This is a genomic window from Pantoea sp. SGAir0183 (assembly GCF_043545505.1).
In genome coordinates this window covers 410,588-423,516 of the sequence record NZ_CP028053.1, presented here as the reverse complement: position 1 = coordinate 423,516, position 12,929 = coordinate 410,588, and the positions used below count along the sequence as shown (strand labels likewise).

At 54.9% G+C, this 12,929-nt stretch carries 13 protein-coding genes; 7 read left to right on the top strand and 6 right to left on the bottom strand.

From position 1 onward, the window contains the following. Nucleotides 1-4: 4 nt before the first annotated feature. Entirely contained in the window at nt 5-1,909 is a 1,905-nt protein-coding gene (locus tag C1N59_RS01935) for an ABC transporter ATP-binding protein (protein WP_058701411.1), read from the top strand. 53 nt (nt 1,910-1,962) lie between these two features. On the opposite strand, the gene tauD is transcribed toward C1N59_RS01935, so the two are convergent. From tauD to tauA, 4 genes are read right to left on the bottom strand one after another with little or no spacing between them, the layout of a single operon-like run. Continuing rightward, nucleotides 1,963-2,802 (bottom strand): taurine dioxygenase, encoded by an 840-nt coding sequence (gene tauD, locus C1N59_RS01930; RefSeq protein ID WP_172913550.1) that lies wholly within the window; start codon nt 2,800-2,802, stop codon nt 1,963-1,965. Continuing rightward, the gene (gene tauC, locus C1N59_RS01925; RefSeq protein ID WP_394550239.1) at nt 2,799-3,629 is read right to left on the bottom strand and encodes a taurine ABC transporter permease TauC; all 831 of its coding nucleotides are present in this window, start codon (nt 3,627-3,629) and stop codon (nt 2,799-2,801) included. Before tauC ends, tauD begins: the two co-directional genes overlap by 4 nt. Beyond that, the gene (tauB, locus tag C1N59_RS01920; protein WP_205955739.1) at nt 3,626-4,393 is read right to left on the bottom strand and encodes a taurine ABC transporter ATP-binding subunit; all 768 of its coding nucleotides are present in this window, start codon (nt 4,391-4,393) and stop codon (nt 3,626-3,628) included. Before tauB ends, tauC begins: the two co-directional genes overlap by 4 nt. Nucleotides 4,394-4,403: 10 nt before the next feature. Beyond that, nucleotides 4,404-5,381, bottom strand: coding sequence for a taurine ABC transporter substrate-binding protein (gene tauA, locus C1N59_RS01915; RefSeq protein WP_033741547.1), 978 nt, complete (start codon nt 5,379-5,381; stop codon nt 4,404-4,406). A 235-nt stretch (nt 5,382-5,616) separates the two neighbouring features. Between tauA and C1N59_RS01910 the strand changes: the two genes are divergently transcribed. Further along, on the top strand, nt 5,617-6,597 hold the full coding sequence (locus C1N59_RS01910) for a LacI family DNA-binding transcriptional regulator (protein WP_006120559.1): 981 nt from the start codon (nt 5,617-5,619) through the stop codon (nt 6,595-6,597). A gap of 2 nt (nt 6,598-6,599) precedes the next feature. Here C1N59_RS01910 and C1N59_RS01905 read toward each other — a convergent pair whose 3' ends face one another. Beyond that, nucleotides 6,600-7,202 carry a LysE family translocator gene (locus C1N59_RS01905; protein WP_033741549.1) on the bottom strand — a complete coding sequence of 201 codons (603 nt, stop codon included), beginning with the start codon at nt 7,200-7,202 and terminating at the stop codon, nt 6,600-6,602. A gap of 52 nt (nt 7,203-7,254) precedes the next feature. On the opposite strand from C1N59_RS01905, the gene C1N59_RS01900 reads away from it, so the two are divergent. From C1N59_RS01900 to C1N59_RS01890, 3 genes are all read left to right on the top strand, one after another. Then, nucleotides 7,255-8,271 (top strand): hydrolase, encoded by a 1,017-nt coding sequence (locus C1N59_RS01900; RefSeq protein WP_006120557.1) that lies wholly within the window; start codon nt 7,255-7,257, stop codon nt 8,269-8,271. 4 nt (nt 8,272-8,275) lie between these two features. Next, nucleotides 8,276-8,494 (top strand): YheU family protein, encoded by a 219-nt coding sequence (locus tag C1N59_RS01895; RefSeq protein WP_006120556.1) that lies wholly within the window; start codon nt 8,276-8,278, stop codon nt 8,492-8,494. A gap of 61 nt (nt 8,495-8,555) precedes the next feature. Then, complete coding sequence (locus C1N59_RS01890; RefSeq protein ID WP_394550238.1) at nt 8,556-9,425, top strand: phosphoribulokinase; 870 nt, start codon at nt 8,556-8,558, stop codon at nt 9,423-9,425. 29 nt (nt 9,426-9,454) lie between these two features. On the opposite strand, the gene C1N59_RS01885 is transcribed toward C1N59_RS01890, so the two are convergent. Beyond that, nucleotides 9,455-9,859, bottom strand: coding sequence for an OsmC family protein (locus tag C1N59_RS01885; RefSeq protein ID WP_394550237.1), 405 nt, complete (start codon nt 9,857-9,859; stop codon nt 9,455-9,457). A 302-nt stretch (nt 9,860-10,161) separates the two neighbouring features. Between C1N59_RS01885 and crp the strand changes: the two genes are divergently transcribed. Continuing rightward, nucleotides 10,162-10,794: a cAMP-activated global transcriptional regulator CRP gene (gene crp, locus C1N59_RS01880; RefSeq protein WP_000242758.1), complete on the top strand. Its 633-nt coding sequence runs from the start codon at nt 10,162-10,164 to the stop codon at nt 10,792-10,794. Between the two features lie 58 nt (nt 10,795-10,852). Continuing rightward, entirely contained in the window at nt 10,853-12,928 is a 2,076-nt protein-coding gene (locus C1N59_RS01875; protein WP_033741557.1) for a YccS/YhfK family putative transporter, read from the top strand. Nucleotide 12,929 lies beyond the last annotated feature (1 nt).

The following is a 12,929-nucleotide window of genomic DNA, read 5'->3' as shown; positions in this document are numbered from 1 at the left end:
GCTTATGATTGTCTTTTCTGCCCTACAAATTCGCCGCGGTGTTCGCGTCCTGCTCGACAACGCTACCGCCACCATCAATCCCGGCCAAAAAGTCGGGCTGGTGGGTAAAAACGGCTGTGGAAAATCCACCCTGCTGTCGTTGCTGAAAGGTGAGATCACCAGCGATGCGGGATCGTTTACCTTTCCCGGTAACTGGTCGCTTGCCTGGGTGAATCAGGAAACGCCTGCCCTCAGCCAGGCCGCCCTTGACTATGTCATCGATGGCGACCGTGAATACCGCCATCTTGAAGCAGAACTGGCAGAGGCCAACATCAGAAATGACGGAAATGCCATCGCCCTGATTCACGGTAAGCTCGATACCATTCAGGCCTGGACGATTCAGTCGCGCGCCTCAAGCCTGCTGCACGGGCTCGGATTCAGTCAGGAACAGCTTCAGCGCCCGGTCAGTGATTTTTCGGGGGGCTGGCGCATGCGTCTTAACCTGGCCCAGGCACTGCTGTGTCGATCGGACCTGTTGTTACTCGATGAACCGACGAACCACCTCGATCTGGACGCCGTGATCTGGCTGGAACGCTGGCTAAAAAGCTATGAGGGTACGCTGATTCTGATCTCGCACGATCGCGATTTTCTCGATCCGGTGGTGGACAAAATTATCCACATCGAACAGCAGACGATGACCGAGTACACCGGTAACTACAGTTCCTTCGAACGCCAGCGCGGCGCGAAACTGGCCCAGCAGCAGGCGTTATACCAGAGTCAACAGGAAAAAGTGGCGCACCTGCAAAAATATATCGATCGTTTCCGTGCACAGGCCACCAAAGCCAAACAGGCGCAAAGCCGTATTAAGATGCTGGAACGGATGGAGCTGATTGCGCCAGCCCATGTGGATAATCCGTTTAGCTTCAGCTTCCGCGCACCCGAAAGCCTGCCGAATCCGCTGCTGAAAATGGATAAAGTCACCGCGGGCTATGGCGATCGCATTATTCTGAACGCCATTAAACTTAACCTGGTGCCGGGATCGCGCATTGGCCTGCTGGGTCGCAACGGTGCCGGCAAGTCAACGCTGATTAAGCTGCTGGCGGGCGAACTCGCCGCCAAAGCGGGCGAAATTGGCCTGGCGAAAGGGATCAAGCTGGGTTACTTCGCTCAGCATCAGCTGGAGTTCCTGCGCGCCGATGAGTCGCCTTTACAACATCTTTCACGGCTTGCGCCGAAAGTGCTCGAGCAGCAGTTACGGGATTATCTGGGCGGCTTTGGCTTTCAGGGCGATAAAGTCACAGAGGTAACCGAACGCTTCTCTGGCGGCGAAAAAGCGCGGCTGGTGCTGGCGCTGATTGTCTGGCAGCGCCCCAACCTGCTGTTACTGGATGAACCCACCAACCACCTCGATTTGGACATGCGTCAGGCATTGACTGAGGCGTTGATTGATTTTGAAGGCGCACTGGTTGTCGTATCGCACGATCGCCATCTGTTACGTGCCACCACCGATGACCTCTATCTGGTGCATGATGGCAGCGTTGATGTGTTCCCGGGCGATCTGGAAGATTATCAGCAGTGGCTGAGCGACCTGCAAAAACAGCAAACGCAAAATGAGGCCGCGCCTAAACAGGACAATGGTAACAGTGCTCAGGCCCGTAAGGATCAAAAGCGTCGTGAAGCCGAGCTGCGAACGCAGACCCAGCCCTTGCGCAAAGAAATCGAGAAGTTAGAAAAACAGATGGCGAAGTGGCAAGCCCAACTGGCCGACGCCGAACACCTGCTGGCAGACAGCGCGCTGTACGAACACAGCCGCAAGGCTGATTTAACGGCTGCCCTGCAAAAACAGGCTGAGAGTAAATCGGCGCTGGAAGAGGTGGAAATGGCCTGGCTGGACGCGCAGGAAAAACTGGAAGCGATGCTCGCCTCCTGACAGAGGCGGCATCACCTTTCGTCACAACCGTACCGGTGTACTCGCGGTACGGTTCAGTAAGGCTTATCGCCTAATACCGTGGCGCGCTGCATCACTCTTCGGGCCGGATAGTAATCGGCATTGGCGTAGTGCTGAGTGACGCGATTGTCCCAAATCGCCAGGTCATTAGGCTGCCAGCGCCAGCGCACCTGAAACTCCGGTTTCGTGCTATGCGCAAACAAAAAGCCCAGTAATGCATCGCTCTCTTTCTGACTCAGCGTCAGAATTCGGGTTGTAAAACCCTCATTGACGAACAACGCTTTTTTCCCACTAACCGGATGCGTCCGGATAACAGGATGCTGCACAGGTGGGTTTTTCGCCGCAGCCTGCTGCCAGCGCTGGTGTTCCTCTTCTGTCTTACGGTGTTTATATTCCGGAAACGACTTTGTAAAATCGTGCTCCGCATAGAGTTCAGACAGCAAGGTTTTGAAGGGAGCAGACAGCGCCTCATACGCCGCAATACCGCTGGTCCATAACGTATCCCCACCCGCCTCCGGCAAGACTTTGGACGCCAGCAGCGCCACAGCCGGAGGCGTCTGAATGAACGTCACATCGGTGTGCCAGTTATCATTATCCGGAGGATTATCCTGATGCGTATCCAGGACAATGATCTCTTCCACGCCCGGCGCATGCGGATAAACCGGATGGATATGAAGATCGCCAAAGCGAATGGCCAGCGCACGATGCTGCTCGGGCGTGATCACCTGATCACGTAAAAACAGTACCTGATGACGCAGCAAGGCGTGATAGAGCTGCTCAAACTGCGCGTCACTGAGTGGACGCGAGACATCAAGGTTGCCGACCTGCGCGCCGATAAAGGGGCCCAGAGGCGTAATCGCTAACTTTTCGTTCATTTTTGCTCTCCGTTCCAGGGCGTCAGACGGCGCTGTAGCGCACGCAGACCCAGTTCTAAACTACATGCCACAATGGCAATCACCGCGATCCCTGCCAGCACCACATCCGTTGCCAGAAATTCCCCTGCCGACTGCACCATAAAGCCCAGCCCACGCGTGGCAGCAATGAGCTCGGCGGCCACCAGCGTTGACCAGCCCACACCTAATCCAATGCGTAAGCCGGTCAGTATCTCTGGCAAGGCACCCGGCAGGATGACCCAGCGCAGCCGTTGCCAGCGATTCGCCCCCAACGATGCCGCGGCGCGCAGACGAACCTGCTGTGCGTTGCGAACACCGGCCACAGTCGACAGCACTATCGGGGCAAAAATCGCCAGCGTGATCAGCAGTATTTTCGATGTTTCACCAATACCGAACCAAATGACCATCAACGGTAAATACGCCAGCGGTGGCACGGGCCGATAGAGCTCAATCAGGGGATCGATCAGGGCACGTAAAACCGGGCTGACGCCCATCGCAATGCCCACCGGAATGGCTGTTAATGCCGCCGCGCTGAGCGCAATCAGCATGCGCGTCAGGCTGGCTGACAGGTGCTGCCACAACGTCGCGTCCATAAACCCCTGCGGACCGGCAACGCTCAGTAACTTACTCAGCACCTGCTGCGGCGACGGCAGAAACAGCGGCGCAATGAGCCCCAGTGTGGTCACGCTCCACCAGATGAACAACAGCACAAGCAGGCTCACTGTGCTCAGCGTGGCCGTCAGGGAGAAAGGCCAGCGCAGGCGACGACGCCGGGCGCGGGTCGGCACATCGTTAATGATCGCACTCATGCAAATGCCTCCCGTTGTGCAAATACCCGGTTCAGCACATATTCCCGTTGGGCGATGAAATCGGGATCAGACTTGATGCTGCGGCAGGGTTCGCCGTCCACGAAACGCTGGCCAAAATTCAGCGTCAGCGTTTCCTGTACCCGACCGGGCCCCGGAGAGAGCAGCACCAGCTCGCTCGCCAGAAAAATGGCTTCTTCAATGTCATGCGTAATCAGCAGGATCTGTTTACCGCTCTCCTGCCACAGCCTTAACAGCAAGGTCTGCATTTGTTCACGGGTAAACGCATCAAGTGCGCCAAACGGTTCATCGAGCAGTAACAGGCGGGGATCGGCAGCCAGCGCGCGGGCGATGCCAACGCGTTGACGCTGTCCGCCAGATAACTGCCAGATATGCCGCTTTTCAGCGCCTTCCAGCCCAACATTTTTTATCATCTGCCGTGCAAGGGCTTCACGCGGCTGGCGCGCCATACCGGCAATCTGTAATCCGAAAGCGACGTTATCCAGCACATTCCGCCAGGGCAGCAGGCCTTCATGCTGAAACACCACGCCGCGATCGGCGCCTGGCCCCTGAATCGCCTTGCCGTCCAGAGAAATACTGCCGGACTCGACCGGTAAAAAACCGGCGATCAGATTCAGCAACGTGGTTTTGCCACAGCCTGACGGTCCCAGCACAACGACCAGCGCGTTATCCTCCACGCGCAGTGAGATGTCCTGTAATACCGGCTGTCCGCCATAGCTCGCGTTCAGATGGGCTATTCGCAACATGACGATGTCCTCAGGGCTTGACCAGGGGCGCAACAAAACGACTCGTGACAAAGGCGCTGTAATCATTACCGGCCTGCGGCACCTTGCCCTGTTCTTTCAGGAATTGCGCCGTGTCCACGATGGCTTTGTTCACCGGCTGCTGCAGTTGCGCCACCTGCTGAGCGGCGGTCAGATAGGTGTTGCCCTTAACCAGTCCAGGAATTTGTTGCTCGGGCACGCCGCTTAAGCGCGAAAGTTTACTGAGGTTATCAGGCTGTTTAAGCCACTGTTCGGGATGGTCCAGGTAGGCTTTCTGCGCCTCAATAGCGCTACGGGCAAAGGCGGTCACGATATCCGGATGCTGCTGCGCGAAGTCTTTGCGTACCACCCAGACATCAAGTGTCGGTGCGCCCCAGCGCCCGACCTGCGACGAATCCGTTAAAACGGTGCCATCTTTCTCCAGTTCATTCACCGCAGGTGCCCAAACGTAAGCACCGTCAATGTCCCCGCGTTGCCAGGCCGCCACAATCGCAGGCGGTTGCAGATTGACCAGTTGAACCTGAGACGGCTTAATCCCCCAGTGTTTTAATGCCGCTAACAAACTGTAATGGGTGGTCGAAATAAAGGGCACGGCGATCCGCTTGCCGATCAGGTCCTGGGGACGGGTGATTGTTTTCTTCACGACCAGCGCTTCAGAATTGCCTAACTGAGAAGCCAGTAAAAAGGCTTCGATGGGGAGTTGCTGCGTTGCCGCAACGGCCAGTGGGCTGGAACCAATATTGCCAATCTGGACATCGCCTGATGCCAGCGCACGAAGCACGCCTGATCCGCTATCGAATTTGCGCCATTCGACCGTCGCACCGCTCTCTTTGGCAAACGTATTATCCGCCTGCGCCACCTTAGCGGGTTCAGCGGAGGTCTGATAAGCCACCGTTACGTTGACCGCGTTGGCCTGAAACGCCAGCACTGACAGGACCGCCGCCAGAATCGTGAGTCGCCCTTTTTGCATGATTTTTCCCCATCATTTTTATGATGTGGGCAGTGTTGCTGGCAGAAGTAATTTCATAAAGGAATTAAAAGTTATCCCTAATAGAAAGAAATTCTTAGATCATCATCTGCAATAGATTGCCGTTATACGCAAATTAAATTTCAGACAAAAAGCCATAAATTTGTCAGGCGCTCACATCCTGGTTGTGCTATTGATATGCGCTATTATTTGCTCCCCGGTGAGGCTTGCGAGTTCGATGTCGATCGACAAAGTTGCCCTGTTAGCTGGCGTGTCTAAAGCCACGGTATCCCGCGTGCTTAACGCGCATCCTGGGGTAAAAGCAGATACGCGACAGAAAGTGCTGGATGCCATTGCCACAAGCGGCTATCAGCCAAACCTGCTGGCGCGTCAGTTGCGAACCTCGCAGAGTCATATGCTGCTGGTCCTGATCTCCGATATCACGAACCCTTTTTGCTCCCGAGTTGTTCAGGGCATCGAAGCTGAAGCAGAAATGCACGGCTACCATATTCTGCTGTGCAATTCGGCCTCACAGTTTAAACGTGAGTCGGCCTACCTGACCTTACTGACCGGCAAGGTGGTGGACGGCGTGATTACGATGGATGCCGCCGCCGGGCTGCAAAGCCTGATCGATATTATCGGTGATGCGCCCTGGATTCAGTGTTGTGAGTTTGATCCCGAGATTGCGGCCTCGTCCGTCTCCATCGATCATCTGGACGCCGCACGTGATACCGTCCATTATCTGGCCGGCCGGGGCCGTAAGCGCATTGCACTGGTGAATGGCGATATGCGTTATCTCTATTCTCAATATCGCGAACAAGGCTATCGAGAAGGCGTTGCGCAATCGGGGTCAGACTGGACGAATGTCGTCTATACCGAAGGCATTACCTGCGAAGAAGGCAGTCGGGCATTGCAGGAATTGTTGCGTTTAGCGGAGCCGCCGGATGCGGTATTTGCCGTGTCTGATGTGCTGGCGGTTGGCGTGGTGCATGCAGCGCTGGAGGCGGGCCTGCGTGTCCCGGAAGACCTTGCCGTCGTGGGGTTTGACGGCATTCCCTTTACCAGCAGCCTGAATCCACCGTTAACCACCATTGAACAGCCCATGTATCAACTGGGCGCGCGCAGCGTGCAGCTGTTGCTGAAAAAAATTCGCCAGCCGCACGCGCCGGTTGTTCGCGAAGTGTTGCCCTGGACGCGCCTGGAGCGCGCATCCAGCTAAGCTCAGTGCCAGATCAGCAATACGCAGGCCGCCGTTAACAGCCCCATGCTCAGGTTAAAGCGTTTCCAGGCGCGGGGACTACGTAAAATACGGCCGATCATCGCACCAAAGCCCATCCAGATAACGCCTGCAACCAGATTGACCATAACCATGCCAAGACTGATTAACAGGACAGAATGGCGATAGCCCGCACCGGCCAGACTAAAACTGGCGACGGCACCCAGCGCCATGAGCCAGGCTTTGGGGTTGATCAGTTGTAATAAGCCTCCCTGCCAGAACGGCATAGGTGCGACAGGTGCCGCATCGGTTTCCAGCTTCTCATAGGCTGCGGTGGCAATCTTCCAGGCCAGCCACAGCAGGTAAAGGCTACCGGCAATTTTCAGGATGAGATGCAGGGAGGGATAAAGCAGTATCAATCCACCCACGCCAAACGCTACCAGCAGCAGCATTAGCTGCATGCCGATCATAATGCCGATCATCAACGGGAGGGTGCGCAAAAAACCAAAATTGGCCCCCGAGGCGGTGAGTAACATATTATTAGGTCCGGGTGTAATCGCCGCGACCCAAAGAAAGCCTAATAATGATAAAAACAGACTGAGTTCCATTAACCCGGGTTCTCCTCCCTTAGTGAAAACTTATCGAAGCTAACAGTGTGATATGGAACAGACAAGCCTTTACAACATGAAATTTTCGGGCCCTGACGACGCGGCGTTCATTCCCCTGCCCGGTCTGGGCAACCCGCACCTGCAAACCATTCTGCCGCGGCTGATACGGCGGACGAAAAGGTTAACGCCACACTGGCAGCGGCTGGATTTACCTGACGGTGACTTTGTTGATTTGGCCTGGAGTGAAGATCCTCAGTTTGCCCGGCATAAACCGCGCGTGGTGCTGTTTCATGGCCTGGAAGGAAGTTTCCACAGTCCCTATATTCATGGCCTGATGCTGCAGTGCAAACAGCGTGGCTGGCTGGCGGTAGTAATGCATTTTCGCGGCTGCAGCGGTGAGCCGAACCGTCTGAACCGGATATACCACTCCGGTGAAACCGAGGATGCGCGTTTTTTCCTGCACTGGCTGACGACGCGCTGGGGCCGGGTGCCCACAACTGCTGTCGGCTTCTCGCTGGGCGGGAATATGCTCGGTTGCCTGTTAGGCCAGCAAGGTGATGAAGCCCTGATTGACGCGGGCGTGATTGTGTCTGCGCCCCTGATGCTGGAACCCTGCAGCGCCCGACTGGAGCGCGGCTTTTCACAGGTTTATCAGCGTTACCTGTTAAGCCAGTTAAAAAAGAATGCCCAGCGTAAACTGCGGGCCTGGCCCGACACGTTGCCGGTGAACCTCATTCAGCTTAACGCCCTGCGCCGTCTGCGGGACTTTGACGACGCGATCACGGCCCGGGCGCATGGTTTTGCCGACGCCACGGATTATTACCGTCGCGCCAGCGCTATGCCGCGCCTTAAGTTCGTGACAAAACCGCTGCTCATCATCCATGCAAAAGATGACCCGTTCATGAGCGATGAGGTGATCCCGCAGCCTGCGCAATTATCTGCCACTATTACCTATCAGCTGACACAGCAGGGTGGGCATGTTGGTTTCGTCAGTGGCACCCTGCGTCAGCCTCGGTTGTGGCTGGAGCAGCGCGTGCCACAGTGGATTTCCTCTTATCTGGATAACTGACTCTGTGATTATTCCCTGGGAACAGGTTTCTCCCGAAACCCTTGAAAATCTTATCGAAGCGTTTGTTTTGCGTGAAGGCACGGATTACGGCGAGCAGGAGCTCAGCCTGACGGAAAAAGTCGCCGATGTGCGTCGTCAGCTGGAGCACGGCGAGGTCGTTCTGGTATGGTCGGAACTGCACGAGTCGGTCAACATCATGCGCAAAAGCGAGTTTCGTGGCTGATGCAACGAACGGAAAATCGTGCTAACAATGCTCATCGCCCGACGTCACAGGGACTTCAACTATGTCTGCACGCCATCCGATTATCGCGGTAACGGGCTCCAGCGGTGCGGGAACCACCACCACCAGCCTGGCGTTCCGTAAAATTTTTCAGCAACTCGGTTTGCACGCTGCCGAACTGGAAGGGGACAGTTTTCACCGCTTTACCCGACCCGAAATGGACATGGCTATCCGAAAAGCGCGCGATCTGGGGCGACATATCAGCTACTTTGGCCCGGAGGCGAATGATTTTGGCCTGCTGGAGCAAACGTTCATCGAATACGGCGAACACGGTAAGGGCCAGTCGCGTAAGTATCTGCACACCTATGATGAAGCCGTTCCCTGGAACCAGGTTCCCGGCACCTTCACGCCCTGGCAACCGTTACCTCCGGATATGGATGTGCTGTTTTATGAAGGCTTGCACGGCGGCGTGGTGACTGCACAACACAATGTGGCGGAAAAAGTCGATTTGCTGGTCGGCGTCGTGCCCATCGTCAACCTGGAGTGGATTCAGAAACTGGTGCGCGATACCAGCGAGCGTGGCCATTCACGCGAAGCGGTGATGGATTCGGTAGTGCGTTCCATGGAAGATTACATCAATTTCATTACGCCGCAGTTTTCACGAACCCATATTAACTTTCAGCGCGTCCCCACGGTGGATACCTCTAATCCCTTTGCCGCGCGCACCATCCCTTCGCTGGATGAAAGCTTTGTGGTTATCCACTTTCAGGGGCTGGAAGACATTGATTTTCCCTATCTGCTGGCCATGCTGCAGGGATCGTTTATTTCCAATATCAACACGCTGGTGGTACCCGGCGGCAAAATGGGACTGGCGATGGAGTTAATTATGGCGCCGTTAGTAAAACGGCTCATGGAAGGGAAACGGATTGAATAACCACAGAGGCCAGCCTGGCCTCTGTGAGATTACAGCGCGATCACTTCGTAGCTGTGGGTAATGTTGACGCCTTTGCCTAACATGATGGCGACAGAGCAATATTTTTCCGCTGACAGATCGACAGCGCGTGCCACGGCTTTATCCGAAAGTGCGTTGCCGCTGACGATAAAATGCAGATTGATATGGGTAAAGATGCGGGGGGCTTCTTCCCGACGTTCAGACAATAGTTTCACTTCGCAATCAACCACATCGTTGCGGCCTTTTTGCAAAATTGACACAACGTCAATGGCGCTGCATCCCCCTGCCGCCATCAGCACCATCTCCATAGGGCTCGGCGCTTTATCGCCAGAATTGCCATCCATCAGTACCTGATGGCCGGACGATGATTCCCCCAGGAATGTTAACCCTTCAACCCATTTGACGCGTGCCTGCATAATTTTGACCTCAGAATACCCTGTTTTGGCTCAGCGTACGCTTTTGCCTGGGAAACAGCAATCCAGAGAAAACGCCATCTTGCTGAAGCGAGACAACACAAGACAGTCGACGTAAGCTGTGCTACAAACAGAGCTGAAAATATTTTTCGTCATCCGAAGACGAAGCCGGGAAGAATGATGCGCACTGCGCCGAATGCAGCCCGAATAATTTCCTGAATGGAAAGACGCTTAACGCTTACATCGCCTGGCAGGGAAACAGAGCCCTGTATTTTGGGCACGATTACAACAGAGGATAATAGCGAATGGTTCTCGGCAAACCGCAAACAGACCCTACACTTGAATGGTTCCTGTCCCATTGCCATATTCACAAGTATCCATCCAAAAGTACGCTCATTCATCAAGGTGAAAAGGCGGAAACGCTTTACTACATCGTTAAAGGTTCCGTTGCGGTACTGATTAAGGATGAAGAAGGCAAGGAGATGATTCTGTCCTATCTGAATCAGGGCGACTTTATTGGTGAGCTTGGCCTGTTCGAAGAAGGTCAGGAGCGCAGCGCCTGGGTACGTGCGAAAACCGCGTGCGAAGTGGCAGAGATTTCCTACAAAAAATTCCGTCAGCTGATTCAGGTGAATCCGGACATCCTCATGCGCCTCTCCTCGCAAATGGCGCGCCGTCTGCAGGTCACATCGGAAAAAGTGGGCAACCTCGCGTTCCTTGATGTCACCGGTCGCATTGCGCAGACGTTGCTCAACCTGGCGAAACAGCCGGATGCCATGACGCATCCTGACGGCATGCAAATTAAAATTACGCGTCAGGAAATTGGCCAAATCGTGGGATGTTCACGTGAAACCGTGGGACGTATTTTGAAGATGCTGGAAGACCAGAATCTGATCTCCGCACACGGCAAAACAATTGTTGTTTACGGCACGCGCTAAGCTTTATTCTTCACGGCATAATGGCAACGTTATGCCGTGAATTATTTGCGTTGAGCCGATGTGGCGAAGAATAATTTATCACCCTGAAGTTAACTATGCCCTGCGCCAGACACTGGTGTTGTGTCTCCCCGTCGCGCTCGGCTGGCTGTTTGGCGATCTGCAAAAAGGATTGCTGTTCTCATTGGTGCCTGCCTGCTGCAATATTGCCGGTCTGGATACACCCCACAAACGCTTCTTTAAACGCCTGATTGTCGGCGGCAGCCTGTTTGCCCTGGGTAGCTTACTGATGCAGTGGCTTCTGTTTAAAGACGTGCCCTTACCGCTTATTCTTTTCGCTCTGCCTTTGCTGCTGGGCGTGACAGGTGAAATCAGCCCACTGCACGCACGGTTACTCCCTGCCACACTGATCGCAGCGATATTTACCACCAGCCTGATTGGCCGCATGCCCATTTACGTACCGCCCCTGCTCTACATCGGCGGTACGCTGTGGTATGGCCTGTTTAACTGGTTCTGGTTTTGGCTGTGGAAAGAGCAGCCAATGCGTGAAAGCCTGAGTCTGATTTACCGCGAACTGGCGAACTATTGTGACGCCAAGTACACCTTGTTGACGCAACTTACCGATCCGGAGAAGGCGCTACCACCGTTGCTGGCGCGGCAACAAAAAGCAATCGACCTCATCAACACCTGTTATCAGCAGATGCATATGCTGTCCGCCAGCCGCGATCACAGTCATAAGCGACTGACCCGCGCTTTTCAGGTCGCACTGGATTTACAGGAACACATTTCTGTCAGCCTGCATCAGCCAGAAGAAGTGCAAAAACTGGTAGAACAAAGCCATGCTGAGGCCGTGATTCGCTGGAATGCGAAAACCATTTCCGCCCGTTTACGTGAGCTGGCAGACAACATCCTGTACCACCAACTGTCCAGTCGCTTTGATATGGACAAGCAGCTGGGGGCACTGGAAAAAATCGCCCGTCAGCACCCGGACAATCCGGTAGGAAATTTTTGCCTTTATCACTTCAGCCGCATCGCACGGGTACTGCGTACACAAAAGCCCCTTTATCAGCGTGATTTGATGGCGGATCGCCAGCGCCGTTTACCGCTTCTGCCCGCACTCAGAAGCTATCTCTCGCTGCGCTCTTCTGCCCTGCGCACGGCCGGACGTTTTTCTGTGATGCTGATGCTGGGTAGCGGGCTGGCGCTGTTCTTTTCGATTCCCAAACCCTACTGGATTCTGATGACCATTATGTTTGTCAGCCAGAGTAACTACAGCGCTACACGGGTGCGTATTCAGCACCGTGCGCTGGGCACCTTTGCCGGGCTGGTGATTGCGGCAGCCTCGCTGCGGCTGGATGTCCCTGAACCGCTGGTGTTGAGCATCATGCTGGTGATTACCTTTATCAGCTATCGCTTTACCCGCCAGTTTTACGGCTGGTCGATGGTGGGGTTCACGGTCACCGCGGTATATACCCTGCAACTTCTGTCACTTAACGGCGCACAATTCTTACTGCCGCGCCTGCTGGATACCCTGATGGGCTGCCTGATTGCGTTTGGCGGAACGTTATGGCTTTGGCCGCAATGGCAAAGTGCCCTGCTACGACAGAACGCACATGATGTGCTTGAGGCTTTCCAGGACGCGTTACGCATGTTGCTTGGTCCGGAACAGTCTCCCGAGGTACTCGCCTATCAGCGCGTTAACGTTAATCAGGCCCACAATGCAGTCTTTAACTCACTAAATCAGGCGATGCAGGAGCCGGGGTTTAACGCACGCTATTTACAGGATATGCGTTTATGGGTCACGCACAGCCAGTTTATCGTTGAGCACATCAACGCCATGACGATTCTGGCACGCGAACATACCATGCTGCCGCCTACGCTGGCGGAGCACTATCTGCAATGGTGTGAAATTGCGCTGCAGCGTTGCCAGCAGCGGCTTGAATATGATGGCGAAAGTTCGCAAACCGATCTTTTACAGGGGATTGAAGATATCAACGAGGGACCGGTCACAGTACTGGAGCAGCACATCAGGCGCATTCTGGATCATCTTAAGGTGATGCACACGATCTCATCGCTGGCGTGGAACCAGCGACCGCATCATGGTCGCTGGCTGATTCGTAGTCTGGGTCGAAAATAAC